Source organism: Streptomyces sp. NPDC126497 (genome assembly GCF_040302425.1).
Taxonomy (GTDB): Bacteria; Actinomycetota; Actinomycetes; order Streptomycetales; family Streptomycetaceae; genus Streptomyces.
In genome coordinates this window covers 105,192-126,087 of sequence record NZ_JBEORT010000002.1, presented here as the reverse complement: position 1 = coordinate 126,087, position 20,896 = coordinate 105,192, and the positions used below count along the sequence as shown (strand labels likewise).

At 73.4% G+C, this 20,896-nt stretch carries 26 protein-coding genes; 20 read left to right on the top strand and 6 right to left on the bottom strand.

Annotation, left to right across the window (positions count from 1 at the left end; all coding sequences use genetic code 11):
- Nucleotides 1-26: 26 nt before the first annotated feature.
- Complete coding sequence (locus ABTY20_RS01735; RefSeq protein ID WP_351995020.1) at nucleotides 27-695, top strand: AAA family ATPase; 669 nt, start codon at nucleotides 27-29, stop codon at nucleotides 693-695.
- Nucleotides 696-833: 138 nt separating this feature from the next.
- Here ABTY20_RS01735 and ybaK read toward each other — a convergent pair whose 3' ends face one another.
- The 4 genes from ybaK to ABTY20_RS01715 all read right to left on the bottom strand — a co-directional run bounded on the left by ybaK (nucleotide 834) and on the right by ABTY20_RS01715 (nucleotide 4,921).
- Nucleotides 834-1,334, bottom strand: coding sequence for a Cys-tRNA(Pro) deacylase (gene ybaK, locus ABTY20_RS01730; protein ID WP_351995019.1), 501 nt, complete (start codon nucleotides 1,332-1,334; stop codon nucleotides 834-836).
- Nucleotides 1,335-1,363: 29 nt separating this feature from the next.
- Complete coding sequence (locus ABTY20_RS01725) at nucleotides 1,364-2,104, bottom strand: LON peptidase substrate-binding domain-containing protein (RefSeq protein WP_351995018.1); 741 nt, start codon at nucleotides 2,102-2,104, stop codon at nucleotides 1,364-1,366.
- A gap of 11 nt (nucleotides 2,105-2,115) precedes the next feature.
- Nucleotides 2,116-3,192: a hypothetical protein gene (locus tag ABTY20_RS01720; RefSeq protein WP_351995017.1), complete on the bottom strand. Its 1,077-nt coding sequence runs from the start codon at nucleotides 3,190-3,192 to the stop codon at nucleotides 2,116-2,118.
- Between the two features lie 151 nt (nucleotides 3,193-3,343).
- The gene (locus tag ABTY20_RS01715) at nucleotides 3,344-4,921 is read right to left on the bottom strand and encodes an oxidoreductase (protein ID WP_351995016.1); all 1,578 of its coding nucleotides are present in this window, start codon (nucleotides 4,919-4,921) and stop codon (nucleotides 3,344-3,346) included.
- Nucleotides 4,922-5,114: 193 nt separating this feature from the next.
- Here ABTY20_RS01715 and hisD point away from each other — a divergent pair, with 193 nt between their 5' ends.
- Genes hisD through hisF form a run of 8 tightly spaced genes read left to right on the top strand, consistent with a single transcriptional unit; the run spans nucleotide 5,115 to nucleotide 10,824 of the window.
- Nucleotides 5,115-6,440 (top strand): histidinol dehydrogenase, encoded by a 1,326-nt coding sequence (gene hisD, locus ABTY20_RS01710; protein ID WP_351995015.1) that lies wholly within the window; start codon nucleotides 5,115-5,117, stop codon nucleotides 6,438-6,440.
- Nucleotides 6,437-7,546 carry a histidinol-phosphate transaminase gene (locus ABTY20_RS01705; RefSeq protein WP_351995014.1) on the top strand — a complete coding sequence of 370 codons (1,110 nt, stop codon included), beginning with the start codon at nucleotides 6,437-6,439 and terminating at the stop codon, nucleotides 7,544-7,546. The genes hisD and ABTY20_RS01705 overlap by 4 nt, the downstream gene beginning before the upstream one ends.
- Nucleotides 7,543-8,136, top strand: coding sequence for an imidazoleglycerol-phosphate dehydratase HisB (gene hisB / locus ABTY20_RS01700; protein ID WP_351995013.1), 594 nt, complete (start codon nucleotides 7,543-7,545; stop codon nucleotides 8,134-8,136). The genes ABTY20_RS01705 and hisB overlap by 4 nt, the downstream gene beginning before the upstream one ends.
- A gap of 3 nt (nucleotides 8,137-8,139) precedes the next feature.
- A complete protein-coding gene (locus tag ABTY20_RS01695) occupies nucleotides 8,140-8,298 on the top strand; it encodes a CG2302 family histidine operon protein (protein ID WP_351995012.1) in 159 nt (52 codons plus the stop codon).
- A gap of 4 nt (nucleotides 8,299-8,302) precedes the next feature.
- Complete coding sequence (gene hisH, locus ABTY20_RS01690) at nucleotides 8,303-8,941, top strand: imidazole glycerol phosphate synthase subunit HisH (RefSeq protein WP_351995011.1); 639 nt, start codon at nucleotides 8,303-8,305, stop codon at nucleotides 8,939-8,941.
- A gap of 4 nt (nucleotides 8,942-8,945) precedes the next feature.
- A complete protein-coding gene (gene priA, locus ABTY20_RS01685; RefSeq protein WP_351995010.1) occupies nucleotides 8,946-9,671 on the top strand; it encodes a bifunctional 1-(5-phosphoribosyl)-5-((5-phosphoribosylamino)methylideneamino)imidazole-4-carboxamide isomerase/phosphoribosylanthranilate isomerase PriA in 726 nt (241 codons plus the stop codon).
- Nucleotides 9,668-10,072, top strand: a complete 405-nt coding sequence (locus tag ABTY20_RS01680) for a Rid family hydrolase (protein ID WP_351995009.1) — start codon at nucleotides 9,668-9,670, stop codon at nucleotides 10,070-10,072. Before priA ends, ABTY20_RS01680 begins: the two co-directional genes overlap by 4 nt.
- A complete protein-coding gene (hisF, locus tag ABTY20_RS01675) occupies nucleotides 10,069-10,824 on the top strand; it encodes an imidazole glycerol phosphate synthase subunit HisF (RefSeq protein WP_351995008.1) in 756 nt (251 codons plus the stop codon). The genes ABTY20_RS01680 and hisF overlap by 4 nt, the downstream gene beginning before the upstream one ends.
- A gap of 3 nt (nucleotides 10,825-10,827) precedes the next feature.
- Here hisF and ABTY20_RS01670 read toward each other — a convergent pair whose 3' ends face one another.
- Nucleotides 10,828-11,226: a VOC family protein gene (locus tag ABTY20_RS01670; RefSeq protein ID WP_351995007.1), complete on the bottom strand. Its 399-nt coding sequence runs from the start codon at nucleotides 11,224-11,226 to the stop codon at nucleotides 10,828-10,830.
- A gap of 23 nt (nucleotides 11,227-11,249) precedes the next feature.
- Entirely contained in the window at nucleotides 11,250-11,885 is a 636-nt protein-coding gene (locus ABTY20_RS01665; protein ID WP_351995006.1) for a TIGR03085 family metal-binding protein, read from the bottom strand.
- Nucleotides 11,886-11,969: 84 nt separating this feature from the next.
- Between ABTY20_RS01665 and hisI the strand changes: the two genes are divergently transcribed.
- The 11 genes from hisI (at nucleotide 11,970) to lgt (ending at nucleotide 20,816) form a co-directional block, all read left to right on the top strand.
- Nucleotides 11,970-12,350: a phosphoribosyl-AMP cyclohydrolase gene (hisI, locus tag ABTY20_RS01660; protein WP_351995005.1), complete on the top strand. Its 381-nt coding sequence runs from the start codon at nucleotides 11,970-11,972 to the stop codon at nucleotides 12,348-12,350.
- An 11-nt stretch (nucleotides 12,351-12,361) separates the two neighbouring features.
- Nucleotides 12,362-13,897 (top strand): anthranilate synthase component I, encoded by a 1,536-nt coding sequence (locus tag ABTY20_RS01655; RefSeq protein WP_351995004.1) that lies wholly within the window; start codon nucleotides 12,362-12,364, stop codon nucleotides 13,895-13,897.
- A complete protein-coding gene (locus tag ABTY20_RS01650) occupies nucleotides 13,897-14,532 on the top strand; it encodes a TIGR02234 family membrane protein (RefSeq protein WP_351995003.1) in 636 nt (211 codons plus the stop codon). Before ABTY20_RS01655 ends, ABTY20_RS01650 begins: the two co-directional genes overlap by 1 nt.
- 263 nt (nucleotides 14,533-14,795) lie before the next feature.
- Nucleotides 14,796-15,047 carry an HGxxPAAW family protein gene (locus ABTY20_RS01645; protein ID WP_351995002.1) on the top strand — a complete coding sequence of 84 codons (252 nt, stop codon included), beginning with the start codon at nucleotides 14,796-14,798 and terminating at the stop codon, nucleotides 15,045-15,047.
- A 70-nt stretch (nucleotides 15,048-15,117) separates the two neighbouring features.
- A complete protein-coding gene (locus ABTY20_RS01640; protein WP_351995001.1) occupies nucleotides 15,118-15,555 on the top strand; it encodes a DUF2752 domain-containing protein in 438 nt (145 codons plus the stop codon).
- Between the two features lie 120 nt (nucleotides 15,556-15,675).
- Nucleotides 15,676-16,485 carry an indole-3-glycerol phosphate synthase TrpC gene (trpC, locus tag ABTY20_RS01635; protein ID WP_351995000.1) on the top strand — a complete coding sequence of 270 codons (810 nt, stop codon included), beginning with the start codon at nucleotides 15,676-15,678 and terminating at the stop codon, nucleotides 16,483-16,485.
- 21 nt (nucleotides 16,486-16,506) lie between these two features.
- Complete coding sequence (trpM, locus tag ABTY20_RS35320) at nucleotides 16,507-16,707, top strand: tryptophan biosynthesis modulator TrpM (protein ID WP_502991720.1); 201 nt, start codon at nucleotides 16,507-16,509, stop codon at nucleotides 16,705-16,707.
- A gap of 64 nt (nucleotides 16,708-16,771) precedes the next feature.
- Nucleotides 16,772-18,055: a tryptophan synthase subunit beta gene (gene trpB / locus ABTY20_RS01630; protein WP_351994999.1), complete on the top strand. Its 1,284-nt coding sequence runs from the start codon at nucleotides 16,772-16,774 to the stop codon at nucleotides 18,053-18,055.
- A complete protein-coding gene (gene trpA, locus ABTY20_RS01625; protein ID WP_351994998.1) occupies nucleotides 18,052-18,867 on the top strand; it encodes a tryptophan synthase subunit alpha in 816 nt (271 codons plus the stop codon). The genes trpB and trpA overlap by 4 nt, the downstream gene beginning before the upstream one ends.
- A gap of 98 nt (nucleotides 18,868-18,965) precedes the next feature.
- Entirely contained in the window at nucleotides 18,966-19,748 is a 783-nt protein-coding gene (locus tag ABTY20_RS01620) for a DsbA family protein (protein WP_351994997.1), read from the top strand.
- Between the two features lie 93 nt (nucleotides 19,749-19,841).
- Entirely contained in the window at nucleotides 19,842-20,816 is a 975-nt protein-coding gene (gene lgt / locus ABTY20_RS01615; RefSeq protein WP_351994996.1) for a prolipoprotein diacylglyceryl transferase, read from the top strand.
- Nucleotides 20,817-20,896 lie beyond the last annotated feature (80 nt).

Sequence of the window (20,896 nt, the reverse complement as noted above, 5' to 3'; positions counted from 1 at the left end):
ACAGCCGGGCCTGGCACGATGGCAGGGTGAGCGCACCTCTGACACCCCCACCGCCTCCGCACGAGCAGGCGGACGCCTCGTACCCGCACGGGCGGGACGGTCACGCCGCGCCCCCGCGGCAGGGCTGGTGGCACGAGCAGGACGGCCCCGGGACGAAGGCGGAGCTGCGGGAGGCCGCCGTGACCGCGGGGGCGGTGGCGCTCGGCGGGGTGCTGCTCGGGGTGCTGTGGTGGTGGCTGGCGCCGCGCGTGCCGTACGTGGGCAACGTGATCGGCGACACCTGGGTCGTCTACCTCAAGGACTCCGAGGGCGAGCAGGGCATCGCCGTGGACGGGACGTTCGCGCTGCTCGCGCTGGGACTCGGCGTGGTCAGCGCGCTCGCCGTGTTCCTGGTGCGGCGGCGCGGGGGCGTGCCGCTGGTGGTGGGGCTGGGGGTCGGCGGGCTGCTGGGGTCGGTGCTGGCCTGGCGGCTGGGAATGTGGCTCGATCCCGCACAGGACGCGATCGCGCAGGCCCGGAGCGTCGGCAAGGGCGTCGCCTTCGACGCGCCGCTGAAGCTGGGCGCGAAGGGGGCGCTGCTGGCGTGGCCGTTCGCGGCGCTGGTGCTGCACCTGGGGCTGACGGCGCTGTTCGGGCCGCGGGACCCGGAGCAGTTTCCGCCGGCGGAGCCGCACGGGCCGCAGCGGGAAGCGTAGGTCTCCGGGTCCCGGCGAGGCCGCCGGGCGGGTGCGGATCACGCGGCCCGTCGCCCGCGGGGACGGCGGAGAGGCGGCGTGCGGCCGCCCGTGCCCGCTGTTGCCGGGGGTGCGCCCGCCCGCGGGCACCGGGAGGGGTTACGCGCGGCCGATGGGGGACAGGGTCGCCGACGTCAGGCCGGCCAGGTCGGCCGGGGCGAGTTCGACCTCCAGGCCGCGGCGGCCCGCCGAGACGCAGATCGTCTCGTGCCGGGTGGCCGACTCGTCCATCACCGTGGGGAGCCTCTTGCGCTGGCCCAGGGGGGAGATGCCGCCGCGCACGTAGCCCGTGGCGCGTTCCGCCAGGGCGGGGTCGGCCATCGCGGCCCGCTTGCCGCCGACCGCCGCCGCGAGGGCCTTCAGGTCCAGCTGCCCCGCCACCGGGACCACCGCCACCGTCAGCGCGCCGTCGACGTCCGCCACCAGCGTCTTGAACACCCGGTCCGGCGAGACCCCCATCGCCTCGGCCGCCTCCTCGCCGTACGACGGGTGGGAGGGGTCGTGGTCGTAGGAGTGCACCGTGAACGGCACTCCGGCCGCGGTGAGCGCCACCGTCGCGGGAGTGCCTCCCGGCTGCTGCTTCCTGGACTTCTTCGCCATCCCGGCCCGTACCCCAGTGCTCTCGTGCGTCAGTTGAGACTCGTCGGGCCGCGCGTCAGGTCCACGGCCGGCAACGACGGCAGACTACGGATGATGGCCGTCTCCGCGCGAAGCAATTTCAGCTCGTCACGGAGCCGGGACGCGGTGTCCGGCGCCTGGAGCAGCCGCTGCTTCGTCGGCGTGTCCAGCATCATCGCCGCGGCGACCAGGTAGGAGACGACCCCCGGCTCGTCCGGCAGGTCCGCGCCGGTCGTCAGCGACCGCTCCCGCGCCCCCGCCAGCCGCTTCTGGTACTGGCGGAAGGACCGCAGCACTCCTTCGGCCAGCGCTCCCGCCTCGTCGCCGGGATCCTCGGCCAGCGGCTCCGCCTCGGCCGTCAGGTACGGCCCCGAGGCGTCGACGGACAGCAGCCGCACCCGGGTCGTCCCGGTCGCCAGCACCTCGAAGGTGCCGTCGGCCCGCTCCCGGACCGTCGCCGCGTCGGCGACACAGGCCACCTTGTGGAAGGCGCGCAGCGGATCGGTGCCGAAACCCGCCGCCGGCCCCCGTTGGGGCTCGGCCGTCGGATCGGGCATGCCGGGCGCGCTCGGCGCCACCTCGTACCCGTCGCGGATCGCCACGACGGCGAACCGGCGCGGCTCGTCCTCCGGGGTCTTCAGCAGCTCGCGCATCATGGCGCGATAGCGCTCCTCGAAGACGTTGAGCGGAAGCACGAGCCCCGGGAACAGCACCGTGTTCAGGGGGAAGAGCGGGAGCCGGACGGTCGTCACGAACCAAGAGCCTAATGGTCGCCGAGGCGGAGTCGCCCGCCCCTCTCGTTCCCCGGCCGGTCGAGGGCCGGCGCCGGGGACCGCGATCCCGGTCGGGGGCGGCCGGACACGACCGCAGCGCGCACGCTCCGACGGACCTCCAGGAACCGGCCGAGGGGATCGTCCGCGTCCCGGTCCCAGGGGAAGGACGTGGCGTACGGGCCGGTCAGCCGCAGCTGCTCCAGGGCGTCCCGCCGGCGGTCCAGGCGGACCAGGACGTACGTCAGCAGGTTGCGCAGCTCGGCCGGCCAGGGCTGGCCCGCCGGCAGCCGGGCGGACAGGTCCACGGCGCGGTCGGCCGCCGCCTCCAGCCGCGCGCGGGGCACTTCGGAACCGCAGCGGTCGGTGAGGTAGCCGAACGCCGCCCGCAGCGGCAGCGACCGGGTGAGCGAGTCCTCCGGCGCGTCCTGCGCGGCCAGGTCCGCGAAGGTGAGGCACTCGCGGTGCGAACCGTGCCACGAGGACGCCAGATAGCGCAGGGCCGCCACATGGCAGCCGTGGTGGTGCGGGGCCCGCCGGACCGCCGCCTCCCACAGCTCCTCGACGTACGTGTGCCCGGCGCGCGCGCCGCGGGCGTGGTCCAGGGCGAGCCGCCAGGGCACCGGGTCGCGGTTGTCCGCCCGGGCGGCGGCCGTGATCAGCGGGCTCACCTCGCGCAGCAGCTCGGCCCGGGCCGGCGAGTCCCACGCGCGGTCCACCGCCCGCTGCGCGTCGACCAGCAGCCCGTCGGGGTCGCGCGGGTCGCGGGCGCGCCAGGCGTCCAGCCACTCGGGGCGCGAGCGCGCGAAGGCGGCCAGCCGCCGCACGTACCGGTCGCGGTGCTCCCAGGCGCCGGTGCGCCGGGTGACGGCGAGCAGTTCGGCGACGGGCGCGTGGTCACCGCCCGCGGCCCCGACCAGTGCCGGGCCCAGCAGACCGTCGGGTGCGTCGAGCAGCACCTCGTCGTCGGCGGGCAGTGCGACGGGGACGGGTGACGTGACGCCCGTCGTCTTCTCTCGCACCCGGGACGCACGGGTGAACGCGTGCAGCAGTGCCATGGTGTCGACCATTGAAAGACCGCAGGTCACAGCAGCGCCAGAGGCGAAACGGAAGTCGCGGAAGGTTGTACCGGGTTCGGTCAAGGCCCGGTAAAAAACAGGGCGCTCCTCCTCGTGGGCGCGCCCCGCGCGCCCCTCCCGCCGCGGGCGGCCGCAGCGGCCACTAGGTACGCCGCAGGGTCCGGGTCGCCCCCGCCGCCACCGTGGTCGCCAGGATCCAGCCCAGCAGGATGAACGCGGTCGACAGCCACTGCCAGCCGCCGCGCAGCTGCCAGAAGCCCACCTGGCCGAGGTCGATCACCGGCAGCAGCAGGTCCAGTGCGAACAGGGGCGGGTTCCACGCCGGGTGCTCACCGCTCTTCAGCGGCGGATGGTCGGCACGCGCGAAGGCCAGCGAACCGGCCGCCCACAGCACCGCCATCCACACCGCGGCCCGGCCGGGGCGGTACCCGTAGGCGACCGTCCAGTCCTGCGCGTAACCCCACAGCTTGGCCGCCGGCGGCAGGCTCTCGCGGCGGCGGCGCTGCTTGGCGAGCAGCACCTCCCGGGCGTCCTCGTCCTCCCCGCCCTCCCGCAGCACGGCGGCCAGCCGCTCGTACGGCTCCGGGTTGTACTCGGCGCTCGCCGCGTCCACCCAGCGCAGCCGCAGCGCCAGCGGGAACGGCCCGCGCGGCACCAGGTTCTCGTACGCGAAGCCGCCCATGTGCAGCCGGCCGGGGCCCGGCCAGCTGTCCGCCCGGTCCATCAGGTTCACCACCCTCGCCCCCGACAGCACCACCCGGCCGCGCGCCGGCCGCTCCCCGAGGAAGCGCAGCTCCGGCGTCTGCACCCGGCGCAGCGACAGCTCCTGCTCGTCGGTGAGGACGAACCGGGCCCCCTCGAAGTCGACCGCGTCCCCGAACCGCCCGTCGTCCAGCCGCACCCCGCCCCGGCACTCGAACCGCTGGATCCGCGTCCCGCGCGCCGGCGTCATCCCGCTGCGCGCCTGGGCGCCCACCCCCGCCGGGGTCAGGTACAGCGAGCGCTCCACGGTCAGCTGCGGCGCGTTCAGCGCGAGCCGGGTGCGTGCGTCGCCCAGCCGTGCGCCGCGCAGGCTCAGCGAGACGCCGATCGTCGCACTGCGCAGGCTCAGCTCGCCGTGCGACTCCAGCATCTCCGCCTGGAGGTCCTGCCCGACGTTCATGCCGTCGGCGGCTATCGAGCGGCCGCTGCGGTCCCGGTGCACGATCGCCTGGTTGAGCAGCAGGTCCGTGCCGATCCGGGCGTCGGTGAGCCGTATGCCGCCCAGGAAGCGGCAGCGCGGCAGGTGCAGATCGCCCTCGGTGTGCAGCCGGGCCGCCTCCAGGCGGGGTATCGAGCAGTCCACCATCCGCACGGTCGTGAAGCGGGTCTCCGGCAGCAGCACGTCCCGCTCGAAGCGGCAGCCGCGCAGCTCCCAGTACGGCACCACCGTGCCTCCGGCCAGGTCCAGCACGCCGCTGATCTGCACCCCGGCCAGCTTCAGCGACGAGACCCGGCCGGCCAGGGCGGGCGGGCCGTCCAGCAGCAGCCAGCACACGACACGCGCCCGGACCGTCCGCTCGGGGCCCCACGGATGTCCTCCGTGCGGATCGTCGACGACGGTGTCCCCGCTGGTCAGGTCGTACACGCTGCCGTTGCGGAAGGCCTGCCACATCCCGGCCTCCGTGGCGGTCAGACCCTCCGGCGGCTCTCCGCCGCCCGGTCCCGCCCCCTCGGTCACGGCACTCCCCTCCTTCCCGGCTACTCGTCGGTTCGTCCCTTCGTACAGCCGTTCATGCCCGGCGGAGTGGCGTGTTGAACACGGAAAGTGAAGAGGATCTCGGAAATGTGTGCGCACCGTCACCGGGGACGTGACGTATCAGCCACTGGAACGGGCGGACGGCCCACCGTGCGGGTCTGAGAGAATTGAGTACGTGATCTCGCGAATCGACCTGCGCGGCGACGCCCTCCCCGAGGGCCCCGCCCTGCGCGACCTGCTGCCCCGAGCCGACTTCGACGTCGCGGCCGCCCTGGAGAAGGTGCGGCCCATCTGCGAGGACGTGCATCATCGGGGCGACGCGGCGCTGATCGACTTCGCCGAGCGGTTCGACGGCGTGACGCTGGAGCGGGTGCGGGTCCCGGCCGCCGCCCTCGAGCGCGCGCTGGAGGAGCTGGACCCGGCCGTGCGCGCGGCCCTGGAGGAGTCCATCCGGCGCGCCCGGCTCGTCCACCGCGCGCAGCGCCGCACCACCCACACCACCCAGGTCGTGCCCGGCGGCACGGTCACCGAGAAGTGGGTCCCGGTCGACCGCGTGGGCCTGTACGCGCCGGGCGGCCGGTCCGTCTACCCGTCCTCCGTGATCATGAACGCCGTGCCCGCCCAGGAGGCCGGTGTCCCGTCCGTCGCGCTCGCCTCCCCGGCCCAGGCGGAGTTCGGCGGGCTGCCGCACCCCACCATCCTCGCCGCCTGCGCCCTGCTCGGCGTCGACGAGGTCTACGCGGCCGGCGGCGCCACCGCCGTCGCGATGTTCGCGTACGGCACCGAGTCCTGCCCGCCCGCGAACATGGTCACCGGCCCCGGCAACATCTGGGTCGCCGCCGCCAAGCGCTACTTCACCGGCAGGATCGGCATCGACGCCGAGGCCGGCCCGACCGAGATCGCGATCCTCGCGGACTCCACCGCCGACCCGGTGCACGTCGCCTCCGACCTGATCAGCCAGGCCGAGCACGACCCGCTGGCCGCCGCCGTCCTGGTCACCGACTCCGCGGAGCTCGCGGACGCGGTGGAGAAGGAACTGGAGGCACAGGTCGAGGTCAGCAAGCACACCGACGAGCGGATCGTCCCGGCCCTGTCCGGCCGCCAGTCCGCGATCGTCCTGGTCGACGGCGTCGAGGAGGGTCTGCGGGTCGTCGACGCCTACGGCGCCGAGCACCTGGAGATCCAGACCGCCGACGCCGCCGCGCTCGCCGACCGGGTGCGCAACGCGGGCGCGGTCTTCATCGGCCCCTGGTCCCCGGTCTCCCTCGGCGACTACGCGGCCGGCTCCAACCACGTGCTGCCCACCGGCGGCTGCGCCTGCCACTCCTCGGGCCTGTCCGTGCAGTCCTTCCTGCGCGGCATCCACATCGTCGACTACACCGAGGACGCGCTGGCCGAGGTCGCGCACCACGTGGTCACGCTGGCGGAGGCGGAGGACCTGCCCGCGCACGGCGCGGCGATCAAGGCGAGGTTCGGGTGGAAGGTGCCTGAGAACAAGTGAGCTTCGGAATCGACGACCTCCCCGTACGGGACGAGCTGCGCGGCAAGTCCCCCTACGGCGCGCCCCAACTGGACGTCCCGGTACGGCTGAACACCAACGAGAACCCCTACCCGCTGCCCGAGCCGCTGGTCGAGCGGATCACCGAGCGGGTCCGCGAGGCCGCCCGGCACCTCAACCGCTACCCCGACCGGGACGCGGTCGAACTGCGCACCAGGCTGGCCGAGTACCTGACGAAGACCGCCGGGCACCCGGTCGGCGTCGAGAACGTGTGGGCCGCCAACGGCTCCAACGAGGTCATCCAGCAGCTGCTGCAGACCTTCGGCGGGCCCGGCCGTACCGCCATCGGCTTCGAGCCGTCGTACTCGATGCACGGCCTGATCTCGCGCGGCACCGGCACCGGCTGGATCTCCGGGCCGCGCCACGAGGACTTCACCGTCGACCTCGCCGCCGCCGAGAAGGCGATCGCCGGGCACCGGCCCGACGTCGTCTTCGTCACCACCCCCAACAACCCCACCGGCAACGCGGTCCCCCCGGAGACGGTCCTCGCGCTGTACGAGGCCGCCCAGGCGGCCAAGCCGTCGATGGTGGTCGTCGACGAGGCGTACATCGAGTTCAGCCACGGCGACTCGCTGCTGCGGCTGCTCGACGGGCGCCCCAACCTGGTGATCTCCCGCACCATGTCGAAGGCGTTCGGCGCGGCGGGCCTGCGCCTCGGCTACCTCGCCGCGCACCCGGCGGTCGTCGACGCCGTCCAGCTGGTCCGGCTGCCGTACCACCTCTCCGCGATCACCCAGGCGACCGCGCTGGCCGCCCTGGAGCACACCGACACACTGCTCGGCTACGTCGAGCAGCTCAAGGCCGAGCGCGACCGGCTGGTCGCCGAACTGCGCGCCCTCGGCTACGAGGTGACCGAGTCCGACGCCAACTTCGTCCAGTTCGGACGGTTCGAGGACTCCCACGCCACCTGGCGGAGGATCCTCGACCGGGGCGTCCTGGTCCGGGACAACGGCGTACCGGGATGGCTGCGGGTCACCGCGGGCACCCCCGCCGAGAACGACGCGTTCCTCGACGCGGTACGTGACATCAAGAAGGAGCAGAGCGCATGAGCCGCGTTGGACGCGTGGAACGCACCACCAAGGAGACGTCCGTCCTCGTCGAGATCGACCTCGACGGCACCGGGAAGACCGAGATCTCCACCGGGGTCGGCTTCTACGACCACATGCTCGACCAGCTCGGCCGGCACGGTCTGTTCGACCTGACCGTGAAGACCGAGGGCGACCTGCACATCGACTCCCACCACACCATCGAGGACACCGCCCTCGCGCTCGGCGCCGCCTTCAGGCAGGCGCTCGGCGACAAGGTGGGCATCTACCGCTTCGGCAACTGCACGGTCCCGCTGGACGAGTCCCTCGCCCAGGTCACCGTCGACCTCTCCGGCCGCCCCTACCTCGTGCACACCGAGCCCGAGAACATGGCGCCGATGATCGGCGAGTACGACGTGACGATGACCCGGCACATCCTGGAGTCCTTCGTCGCCCAGGCGCAGATCGCGCTGCACGTGCACGTGCCCTACGGGCGCAACGCGCACCACATCGTGGAGTGCCAGTTCAAGGCCCTCGCCCGCGCCCTGCGCTACGCCTCCGAGCGCGACCCCCGCGCGGCCGGCATCCTGCCCTCCACGAAGGGCGCGCTGTAGACCATGAACGGACTGTCCACCGTCCTGATCGTCGTCGGCCTGTTCTTCGTCGGCGGCATCATCTCCTTCGTGAAGCAGAAGATGCCCACGAGCCTCATCGTGCTGCTCTCCATCGGCGCCGCGATGTGTCTCGTCACGGGTCTTCTGAGGCTGGAGGCGTGAACCCTTGAGCACCAAGAAGGTCGTGGTCTTCGACTACGGCTTCGGCAACGTCCGTTCCGCCGAGCGCGCCCTCGCCCGCGCGGGAGCCGACGTCGAGATCACCCGCGACTTCGACGCGGCCATGAACGCCGACGGGCTGCTGGTGCCCGGCGTCGGCGCCTTCGCCGCCTGCATGAAGGGCCTCAAGGAGGCGCGCGGCGACTGGATCGTCGACCGCAGGCTCTCCGGCGGCCGCCCGGTGATGGGCATCTGCGTCGGCATGCAGATCCTCTTCGCCCGGGGCATCGAGCACGGCGTGGAGGCCGAGGGGCTCGACGAGTGGCCCGGCTCCGTCGAGCCGCTCCAGGCCGACGTCGTGCCCCACATGGGCTGGAACACCGTGGACGCCCCGGCCGGCTCCGAGCTGTTCGCCGGCCTGGACGCGGACGCCCGCTTCTACTTCGTGCACTCCTACGCCGTCCACGACTGGACCCTGGAGACGGCGAACCCGGCGATGCGCGCCCCGCTGGTCACCTGGTCCACCCACGGCAAGCCGTTCGTGGCCGCCGTGGAGAACGGCGCCCTGTGGGCCACCCAGTTCCACCCCGAGAAGTCCGGCGACGCCGGTGCCCAGCTCCTCACCAACTGGATCGGAACCCTGTAGAGACATGGCCAAGCTCGAACTCCTCCCCGCCGTCGACGTCCGCGACGGCCAGGCCGTCCGCCTGGTGCACGGCGAGTCCGGGACGGAAACCTCCTACGGCTCCCCCCTGGAGGCCGCCCTCGCCTGGCAGCGTTCGGGCGCCGAGTGGCTGCACCTGGTCGACCTGGACGCCGCGTTCGGCACCGGCGACAACCGCGCGCTGATCGCCGAGGTCGCCGGGGCGATGGACATCAAGGTGGAGCTGTCCGGCGGCATCCGCGACGACGACACCCTCGCCGCCGCCCTCGCCACCGGCTGCACCCGCGTCAACCTCGGCACCGCCGCCCTGGAGACGCCCGAGTGGGTCGCCCGGGTCATCGCCGAGCACGGCGACAGGATCGCCGTCGGCCTCGACGTGCGCGGCACCACCCTGCGCGGCCGCGGCTGGACCCGCGACGGCGGCGACCTCTACGAGACGCTGGAACGCCTGAACAAGGAGGGCTGCGCCCGCTACGTCGTCACCGACATCGCCAAGGACGGCACCCTCCAGGGCCCCAACCTGGAACTGCTGAAGAGCGTCTGCGCCGCCACCGACCGCCCGGTGGTCGCCTCCGGCGGCGTCTCCTCCCTGGACGACCTGCGCGCCATCGCCGAGCTCGTCCCGCTCGGTGTCGAGGGCTCCATCGTGGGGAAGGCCCTGTACGCCAAGGCGTTCACACTGGAAGAGGCCCTGGAGGCTGTGGCGCGATGACATCCGATGCCGTACGGCGCGTGCAGAGCGGGAACCCCTGGGAGGAGACCATCGGCTTCGCACGTGCCGTGGCGGCGGGCGACCGCGTCCTGGTGGCGGGCACGACCGCGTTCCGGGGCGAGGTGCTGTACGGCGAGGGCGACCCGTACGAGCAGACCAAGGCGGCCTTCACCGGCGCGCTGGAGGCGATCGCCGAGTTCGGCCTCGGCGTCGACTCCGTGATCCGCACACGCCTCCACCTCGCCCACGCGCGGGACGTCGACGAGGCCGCACGGGCGCACAAGGAGCTGTTCGACGCGGTGCGCCCGGTCACCACCCTGCTGGTGGTCGAGGGCTTCGTCGACTCGCGCGTACTGGTCTCAGTGGAACTCGAAGCATTCAGAGGAGCCGTGACTTCATGACCCTGGCGGTCCGAGTCATCCCCTGCCTGGACGTGGACAACGGCCGGGTCGTCAAGGGCGTCAACTTCCAGAACCTGCGCGACGCGGGCGATCCCGTCGAGATGGCCAAGGTGTACGACGCCGAGGGCGCCGACGAGCTGACGTTCCTGGACATCACCGCCTCGTCGGGCAACCGCGGGACGACCTACGACGTGGTGCGCCGCACCGCCGAGCAGGTGTTCATCCCGCTGACGGTGGGCGGCGGCGTCCGCACCGCCGAGGACGTCGACAAGCTGCTCCGCGCGGGCGCCGACAAGGTGGGCGTCAACACGGCCGCCATCGCCCGCCCCGACCTCATCAGGGAGATCGCCGAACGCTTCGGCCGTCAGGTCCTCGTCCTCTCGGTCGACGCCCGGCGCACCGACTCCGGCTCCTTCGAGGTCACCACGCACGGCGGCCGGCGCGGCACCGGCATCGACGCCGTGGAGTGGGCGCACCGGGCCGCCGAACTGGGCGCGGGCGAGATCCTGCTCAACTCCATGGACGCCGACGGCACCAAGGACGGCTACGACCTGGAGATGATCGCCGCCGTCCGGAAGCACGTCACCGTCCCGGTGATCGCCTCAGGCGGCGCCGGGAAGCTCGGCGACTTCCCGCCGGCGGTCGCGGCGGGCGCGGACGCGGTGCTGGCCGCCTCCGTCTTCCACTTCGGGGACCTGCGCATCGGCCAGGTCAAGGAGACGCTGCGGGAGGCCGGCCACCCGGTGCGGTGAGGCTCAGCCGGCCGGCTGGGTCAGCTGGACCAGATTGCCGACCGTGTCGTCCAGCAGGGCGGTGAGCACCGGGCCCTGTTCCCGGGGGTCCTGCACGAAGTGGACGCCCTCCCCGCGGAGCCGTTCGAACTCCGCGCGGAGGTCGTCCACGGAGAACACGATCGCGGGAAGCCCCGCCTCGCGCACCGCCCTGCGGTACGGCTCCGCCACGGGCCCCTGCCCCGGCTCCAGCAGCAGCTCCAGGTCCCGCTGGGCTCCCTCCTTCGCGCCCACGGTGACGAACAGCGTGCCGTCGCCCAGATCCAGGTGGGTGCGGGTCTCGAAGCCGAGGACCTCGGTGTAGAAGGCGTGCGCCTTCGCCACGTCGTCGACGTACACGCTGGTCATGGCCACTTTGATCATGGGCTGCGCCTTTCGGGTGCGGATCAGATGCCGAGCCGTTTGGTCTCGCGCAGCTTCGCGATCGCGTTCTCGTCGCCGTCCAGCCCGACCTCGGCTGCGCTCTGCCGGCCGTAGGAGAACAGCACCAGCTCGGACGGTTCCCCGGTCACCGTGACCACCGGGGTGCCGCGGTGCGCCACCGCCGTCCGGCCGTCCGGGCGGCGCAGCACCAGCCCCGTCGGCGCCTTGCGGCCCATCAGCCGCGCGGAGCGCTCGAGCCGCGACCACAGCGCGTCCTGGAACACCGGGTCGAGCTCGCGCGGCGTCCAGTGGGGCTGGGCGCGGCGCACGTCCTCCGTGTGGACGTAGAACTCGACGATGTTCGACAGCTCGTCGACCTGCTTGAGCGAGAAGGGCGAGAAGCGCGGCGGGCCGGTCCGGATCAGCTGGATCAGCTCCTCGTACGGCTTGGCGGCGAACTCCGCCGTCACCCGCTCCAGACGGGCCGCCAACTGCTTGACCAGCATCCCGCCGGCCGCGTCGGGACGGCGCTCGCGCACCACCACGTGGGCGGCGAGGTCCCGGGCGGTCCAGCCCTCGCACAGGGTGGGGGCCTGCGGGCCCACGGTCTCCAGCAGATCGGCCAGGAGGAGTCGTTCACGCTTGGCATGGGTCGACATGCGAGCCAGCCTACGGCCGTCCGTGGAGTCCGCACAGTGGACGTCCGCGAGGACGCGACGCCCCCGCGCGGCACAATGGTCGGCATGACCAGCACGCCCCGGCCCAGCCGACTCGACCCGGAGATCGCCGCACGGCTCAAGCGCAGCCCCGACGGCCTCCTGCCCGCCATCGCCCAGCAGTACGACACCGGAGAGGTGCTGATGCTGGGCTGGATGGACGACGAGGCGCTGCACCGCACGCTCACCACCGGCCGCTGCACCTACTGGTCCCGCAGCCGCCGGGAGTACTGGGTCAAGGGGGACACCTCCGGCCACGTCCAGTGGGTCAGGGCGGTCGCCCTGGACTGCGACGCCGACACCGTGCTGGTCAAGGTCGACCAGGTGGGCGCCGCCTGCCACACCGGCGCCCGCACCTGCTTCGACGCCGACGTGCTGGTGGCGGACGCCCCCGCCGCGGATCAGTGAGGTCCGCCGCCATGGACCTCGAGACGTTCCGCAGGCTCGCCGCCGACCGCCGGGTCGTCCCGGTCACCCGCAAGCTCCTCGCCGACGGCGACACCCCGGTGGCGCTCTACCGCAAGCTCGCCGCCGAGCGCCCCGGCACCTTCCTGCTGGAGTCCGCGGAGAACGGCCGGTCCTGGTCCCGCTACTCCTTCGTCGGCGTCCGCTCCGCCGCCACCCTCACCGAACGCGCCGGGCAGGCGCACTGGGAGGGCGTCCCGCCCGTCGGCGTCCCCGTGGACGGCGACCCGCTCGCCGCGCTGCGCGCCACCCTGGAGGCCCTGCACACCCCGCGCGACCTCGCCCACGACCTGGGCCTGCCGCCCTTCACCGGCGGCATGGTCGGCTACCTCGGCTACGACGTCGTGCGCCGCCTGGAGAAGGTCGGCCCCGGCGAGCGGGACGACCTGGGACTGCCCGAGCTGACCATGCTGCTCACCAGCGACCTCGCCGTGATGGACCACTGGGAGGGCGCGGTCTGGCTGATCGCCAACGCGATCAACCACAACGACCTGGAGACCGGCGTCGACGAGGCGTACGCCGACGCCGTGGCCCGGCTCGACGCGATGGAGGCCGACCTCACCCGCGCCGTGGCCCAGCCGCCCGCCGTGCTGCCGCCCTCCGAACTGCCCGGGTACACCGCGCTGTGGGGCGGCCCCGACTTCCAGCGGGCCGTGGAGGACATCAAGGAACGCATCCGCGCGGGGGAGGCCTTCCAGGTCGTCCCCTCCCAGCGGTTCGAGACGCCGTGCACGGCGAGCGCCCTCGACGTCTACCGGGTGCTGCGGGCCACCAACCCGTCCCCGTACATGTACCTGTTCCGCTTCGACGGCTTCGACGTCGTCGGCTCGTCCCCCGAGGCCCTGGTGAAGGTCGAGGACGGGCGGGCCATGGTCCACCCCATCGCCGGCACCCGGCACCGCGGCGCCACCCCGCGGGAGGACCAGGCCCTCGCCGAGGAACTCCTCGCCGACCCCAAGGAGCGCGCGGAGCACCTCATGCTCGTCGACCTGGGCCGCAACGACCTCGGGCGGGTCTGCGAACCCGGCTCCGTCGAGGTCGTCGACTTCATGTCCGTCGAGCGGTACTCGCACGTCATGCACATCGTCTCCACGGTCACCGGCCGGGTCACCGCCGGCCGCACCGCCTTCGACGTGCTCACCGCCTGCTTCCCGGCCGGCACGCTCTCCGGCGCGCCCAAGCCCCGCGCGCTGCAGATCATCGACGAGCTCGAACCGTCCCGGCGCGGGCTGTACGGCGGCTGCGTCGGCTACCTCGACTTCGCGGGCGACTCCGACACCGCGATCGCGATCCGCACCGCGCTGCTGCGGGACGGCACCGCGTACGTGCAGGCCGGGGCGGGGGTCGTGGCCGACTCCGATCCGGTCGCGGAGGACACGGAGTGCCGCAACAAGGCGGCGGCGGTGCTGCGCGCGGTGCACACCGCGAACCGGCTGGGGACGGTCCGGGACGAACCCCGGGTGTCGGTTCGCCCGGAGGCCGGGCGATAGTGGATGACGTGACTGCCGTACCCACCCCCCGTTCCGAGGCCGCCGGCTCCGCCCGCAGCGGCCGTCTCAGCCTCGCCGTCGCCCTGCTGTGCGGCGCCCTGGGCGCGTCCGTGGCCCTGATCGCCACCCGGCAGCAGTGGTCGCAGGGCACCGCCACGGTGGCCGGCGGCACGTTTCCCCTGACCGCGAAGGGCAGCGACGTCACGGGCGTGCCCGCCGCCCTGGCCGTCGTGGGGCTGGCGGCGATGGTCGCGGTGTTCGCCGTCCGCCGGGCCGGCCGCCTCGCCGTCGCCGCGCTGCTGGCGCTGTCGGGGGCGGGCACGGTGGCGGCGGCGCTGTTCGGGGCGTCGGACCGCGGGGCGCTGGACGAGAAGGCGGCCCAGGCGTCGGGCGACACCTCCGCGACCGTGGACGCCCTCAGCCACACGGCGTGGCCGTACGTGGCCGTCGCGGGCGGTGTACTGCTGCTGCTGGCCGGCCTGCTCGCGCTGCGCTACGGCCGCCTCTGGCCGGCCATGTCCGGCCGCTACGAACGCGACGGCGCCCCCCGCCGCAGGCCCGCCCGCGTCGACCCCGACCGCCCGGAAGACCTCTGGAAGGCCCTGGACCGGGGCGAGGACCCGACCGGCGCGTGACCGCGGGGCCGCCGGCACCCGCTCCCCGCGCGCCCGCACGCCACCGGGGCGGCGCACGCCCGGGGGCGAACGGGTGAACGCGCTGCCCGCGCGGGGGAGGCCCTCGCCCCCGGGGCGCTTCCCGGGCCGTGCGGGCGCCGGAGGAGGCGCGGCCGCCCGCGGTCACGCGATCTCCCGTACCCCCGCTCACCTTCGGCGCGCGCGTGCGGGACAATGGGGGCGAGCGTCTGCTCAGACACGTACACAGCAACGAGGAGCAAGCAATGGCGGGCAGCAGCCACGGTCACACCCCGGCCGCCTGGACCGGTGTCATCATCGCCTTCATCGGTTTCTGCGTCGCGGGCGCGTTCATGGTGATGAACCAGCCCGCGGGCTTCTGGGCCGGCATCGGGCTCACGCTCCTCGGCGCCGTCGTCGGCGGCATCATGCGCATGATGGGCATGGGCCAGCCGAAGAGCGACCACCCCGTGCACCAGGTCACCGGCGACCGCGCGCCGGCCGGCGCCCGGAGCTGACCGCTCCGCACAGGGGGCGGCCCCGGCACGGACGGTGCCGGAACCGCCCCTGAGCCGTGTCCGGGGCACAATGCACGGCGTGAACACTCCCGGCACCGGCGCACCCCCCGGCAGAGCGGCCCGACTGGCCGTCCCCGCCGGCCTGCTCGTCGCCGTCACCGCGGCCTTCGCCTACGTCGGGGCCGTCGACCCCAACGAGCCCGGCCACTACCCCGCCTGCCCGCTGCTGCGCCTCACCGGTCTGTACTGCCCCGGCTGCGGCGGACTGCGCAGCGCGCACGCCGTCGTCCACGGCGACCTCCCGGCCGCCCTCCAGGCCAACGCGCCCGCCGTCCTCGGCTACGCCGCCTTCGCCGTGCTGTGGACCGTCTGGGTGGTCCGCGCGGTGCGCGGCAGGCCGCCGCTGCGGATCGATCCGCCGCCCGTGCTCCTGTGGTCCCTGGGAGCGTTGCTGGTGACGTTCGCGGTTGTCCGGAATCTGCCGTTCGGCGGCTGGCTGCATCCGTGATCGACAGGGGAACGCCCAGGTGGGGGGAGTGGCGTCAACCTGGATGCGAGGCATGCGCCCCGCTGCGGATACCATCGCAGTGACCAGTGAAGACCGCCCGTCAGGAAGGGGGCCGCTCGCGTGAGTGTGCTCGACGAGATCATCGACGGAGTCCGTGCCGACCTCGCGGAGCGGCAGGCGCGCGTCAGCCTCGACGAGCTCAAGGAGCGCGCGGCGAAGGCTCCCGCGGCCAAGGACGGCGCGGCCGCCCTGCGCGGCGACGGCGTCAAGGTGATCTGCGAGGTGAAGCGCTCCAGCCCGTCCAAGGGCGCGCTCGCCGCGATCGCCGACCCGGCGGGACTCGCCGCCGACTACGAGGCGGGCGGCGCCGCCGTCATCTCCGTCCTCACCGAGCAGCGCCGCTTCGGCGGCTCGCTGGCCGACCTGGAGGCGGTCCGCGCCCGCGTGGACATCCCCGTGCTGCGCAAGGACTTCATCGTCACGTCGTACCAGCTCTGGGAGGCCCGCGCGTACGGCGCCGACCTCGCGCTGCTGATCGTCGCGGCCCTCGACCAGCCGGCCCTGGAGTCGCTGATCGAGCGCGCCGGGTCCATCGGGCTCACCCCGCTCGTCGAGGTGCACGACGAGGACGAGGTCGAGCGCGCGGTGGACGCGGGCGCCAAGGTCATCGGCGTCAACGCGCGCAACCTCAAGACCCTCGAGGTCGACCGCGGCACCTTCGAGCGGGTCGCCCCCGAGATCCCCGACACCCTGGTCAAGGTCGCCGAGTCGGGCGTCCGCGGTCCGCACGACCTCATCGCCTACGCCAACGCCGGCGCCGACGCCGTCCTGGTCGGCGAGTCCCTGGTCACCGGCAAGGACCCGAGGACGGCCGTCTCCGACCTGGTGGCGGCGGGCGAGCACCCGGCACTGCGTCACGGCCGCGGCTGAGCCACCGGTAGGCTTGCCCCCATGACCCTCTCCCGCCTCGCACGTGGCTGCCGGCCCCGGGGCTGCCGTGCCCCCGCCCGCAGGGTGCACGGCCGCAGGGTCCGCTACGTGATCGGCGACGAACCCGGGCAGGTGAACGGCCGGCGATGGCAGCGCGCCCCCCAGGGGCGCGGGGCTGTACCGGACACGCGACCCCGTCGCGCGAGCGCGACCGGCCGGTGACCGGCTGACCACCCCGCCCCCACGGCGATTGGTGCCCGACACACACTCACCGTGAGGTACACGCATGCCCAGCAACTTCTTCGTCCCCGACCCGGAGGGGCACGTCCCCACCGTCGAGGGCTACTTCGGCGCCTTCGGCGGAAAGTTCATCCCCGAAGCCCTGGTCGCCGCGGTCGACGAGGTCGCCGTCGAGTACGACAAGGCCAAGTCCGACCCCGAGTTCGCCCGGGAACTCGACGACCTCCTGGTCCACTACACCGGCCGCCCGAGCGCGCTCACCGAGGTCCCCCGTTTCGCCGAACACGCGGGCGGAGCCCGGGTGTTCCTCAAGCGCGAGGACCTGAACCACACCGGCTCACACAAGATCAACAACGTCCTCGGCCAGGCCCTGCTCACCAGGCGCATGGGCAAGACCCGCGTCATCGCCGAGACCGGCGCCGGCCAGCACGGTGTGGCCACCGCCACCGCCTGCGCGCTGTTCGGCCTCGACTGCACGATCTACATGGGCGAGATCGACACACAGCGACAGGCCCTCAACGTGGCCCGCATGCGGATGCTCGGCGCCGAGGTCATCGCCGTGAAGTCCGGCAGCCGCACCCTGAAGGACGCCATCAACGAGGCGTTCCGCGACTGGGTCGCCAACGTCGACCGCACCCACTACCTGTTCGGCACGGTCGCCGGACCGCACCCCTTCCCGGCGATGGTCCGCGACTTCCACCGCGTCATCGGGGTCGAGGCCCGCCGCCAGCTCCTGGAGCGCGCCGGACGCCTGCCCGACGCCGCGATCGCCTGCGTCGGCGGCGGTTCCAACGCCATCGGCCTCTTCCACGCCTTCATCCCCGACGAGGGCGTCCGCCTGATCGGCTGCGAGCCCGCCGGGCACGGCATCGAGACCGGCGAGCACGCGGCCACCCTCACCGCGGGCGAGCCCGGCATCCTGCACGGCTCCCGGTCGTACGTCCTCCAGGACGACGAGGGCCAGATCACCGAGCCGTACTCCATCTCGGCGGGCCTGGACTACCCGGGCATCGGCCCGGAGCACTCCTACCTCAAGGACTCCGGCCGCGGCGAGTACCGCGCGGTGACCGACGACGCCGCCATGCGGGCCCTGCGCCTGCTGTCGCGCACCGAGGGCATCATCCCGGCCATCGAGTCCGCCCACGCGCTGGCCGGCGCCCTGGAGGTCGGCAGGGAGCTGGGCGGGGACGGGCTGATCGTCGTCAACCTGTCCGGGCGCGGCGACAAGGACATGGACACCGCCGCCCGCTACTTCGGGCTGTACGACGCCGACGCCGAGGTCGCCGCCGACGAGGCCGGCACCGCCGAGATCGAGGGGGACGCCAAGTGAGCGGGAACGTGCGACTGCTGGACGACACCCTCGCCGCGGCGAGGTCCGAGGGCCGCGCCGCCCTGATCGCCTACCTCCCGGCCGGGTTCCCGACCGTGGACGGCGGCATCGAGGCCGTCAAGGCCGCCCTGGACGGCGGCGCCGACGTCGTGGAGGTGGGTCTGCCGCACAGCGACCCGGTCCTCGACGGGCCGGTCATCCAGACCGCCGACGACATCGCCCTGCGCGGCGGCGTGAGGATCGCCGACGTGATGCGCACGGTCCGCGAGGCGCACGCGGCCACCGGCAAGCCGATCCTCGTCATGACCTACTGGAACCCCATCGACCGCTACGGCGTCGAGCGGTTCACCGCCGAGCTGGCCGAGGCGGGCGGCGCCGGGTGCATCCTGCCCGACCTGCCCGTCCAGGAGTCGGCGCTCTGGCGGGAGCACGCGGAGAAGCACGGACTCGCCACGGTCTTCGTGGTCGCGCCCAGCAGCAAGGACGAACGGCTCGCCGAGATCACCGCGGCCGGCAGCGGCTTCGTCTACGCCGCCTCCCTGATGGGCGTCACCGGCACCCGCGAGTCGGTCGGCGCGCAGGCCGAGGAGCTGGTGCGGCGCACCCGCGCCACCACCGGCATTCCGGTCTGCGTCGGACTCGGCGTCTCCAACCCCGACCAGGCCGCCGAGGTGGCCCGCTTCGCCGACGGCGTGATCGTCGGTTCGGCCTTCGTCAAGCGGATGCTGGACGCCCCCGACGACGCGGCCGGTGTCGAGGCCGTCCGCGCGCTCGCCGGCGACCTGGCCGAGGGCGTGCGCCGACGGGCCTGACCGGCCGAGGTGGCCGCAGGCAGTCATACGGATCCCTCGTACGGGTGGTCCTGGGACCGGGGAGGCGCTGTGCGCCTCCCCGGTTCGTTCTGCGGGATGTGAGCGAGAAGAACCGTGAGGGAAAGCGCACCGCCCGGGAGCGGATGGCGGTCGAGCGCGAGAAGCAGAAGGCGGCGGAGAAGCGGCGCCGTGCCCTGATCGTGGGGGCGAGCGTGCTCTGCGTCCTGGGGCTCGCGGCGGTGGTCGGCGTCGTCGCCGCCAACTCCGGCGGGGACGAGGAGAAGAGCGAGGCGTCCGGCCCCGTCGTGGCGCCCTCCGGGGCCCTGGGCAAGGACGGCCTGGCCATCCCGGTCGGCAAGGAGGGTGCCAAGGCCACCCTCACCGTGTGGGAGGACTTCCGCTGCCCGGCCTGCAAGGTCTTCGAGCAGCGATACCGCTCCACCCTCAACGAGCTGACCGGGTCCGGCCGCCTGAGGGTGGACTACCACCTGGTGACGCTGATCGACAACGGCATGGGCGGCACCGGCTCCCGCACCGCGGCCAATGCCGCCGCCTGCGCCCAGGACGCCGGGAAGTTCGCCGCCTACCACGACGTGCTGTTCGACAACCAGCCGCCGGAGAGCGACGACGCCTTCGCCGACGACGCCAAGCTGATCGACCTGGCCGGCAAGGTCGACGGACTCGACACCCCCGCCTTCCGCTCCTGCGTCGAGGACGGCACGCACAACAGCTGGGTCGCCAAGTCCCACGAGGCGTTCCGGAAGAGCGGCTTCAACGGCACGCCGACGGTGATGTTCGACGGCCAGAACATCAACCAGGACCCCTCCATGACCCCCGAGAAGTTCAAGCGGATGGTCCAGGAGGCGAACCAGGGACAGTGACGCCCCGGAGCGGCCGTCCGACGGTCCTGTTATGGAGCCGTAGCCGGGCTGCCCGCCGTGCGGCCGGTCCGGCACGGTAGCGTCGACCCTGCCATGGAACTTGCCTACATTCCCAGCCCGTCGAGCGGGGTGCTGTACCTCGGCCCCGTTCCGCTGCGCGGCTACGCGTTCTGCATCATCATCGGCGTCTTCGTTGCCGTCTGGCTCGGCAACAAGCGCTGGGTCGCCCGGGGCGGGCGGGCCGGCACGGTGGCCGACATCGCTGTCTGGGCCGTGCCGTTCGGCCTGCTCGGCGGCAGGCTCTACCACGTCGTCACGGACTACCAGCTGTACTTCAGCGAGGGCCGTGACTGGGTGGACGCCTTCAAGATCTGGGAGGGCGGCCTCGGCATCTGGGGTGCGATCGCGCTCGGCGCGCTCGGCGCGTGGATCGGCTGCCGCCGCCGCGGCATCCCGCTGCCCGCCTACGCCGACGCCATCGCGCCGGGCATCGCCCTGGCCCAGGCGATCGGACGCTGGGGCAACTGGTTCAACCAGGAGCTGTACGGGCGGGCGACCGATCTGCCGTGGGCCCTGGAGATCACCTCCTCCGCCGACGGACGGGAGCCGGGCACGTACCACCCGACGTTCCTGTACGAGTCGCTGTGGTGCGTCGGGGTGGCGCTGCTGGTGATCTGGGCCGGCCGGCGGTTCGAACTCGGGCACGGAAGGGCGTTCGCGCTGTACGTCGCCGGGTACTGCGCGGGGCGGTTCTGGATCGAGTACATGCGGGTCGACGAGGCGCACCACATCCTCGGGCTGCGGCTGAACAACTGGACGGCGCTCCTGGTGTTCCTGCTCGCAGTGCTGTACATCGTGCTGTCGGCGCGGAAGCGGCCGGGGCGGGAGGACGTGGTGGAGCCGGGGGCCTCCGGCGGTGAGGGCGGGTCCGACGCCGGGGCCGAGGCCGTGGAGAAGGACGGGGAGGACGTCCCTTCGCTGCAGAAGGACTCCTCGGACTCCGAGGACTCAAAGGGCTCCGAGGACTCCGAGGACAAGGACGGGGCCGGTTCGGCGAAGAGGAGCTGACGGCTCGCTGTACGGCACCGAGGGCGTCCGGGACTTCCCGGACGCCCTCGGCGTGTGCGGCCCGGAGCTCGCGGGGCGCC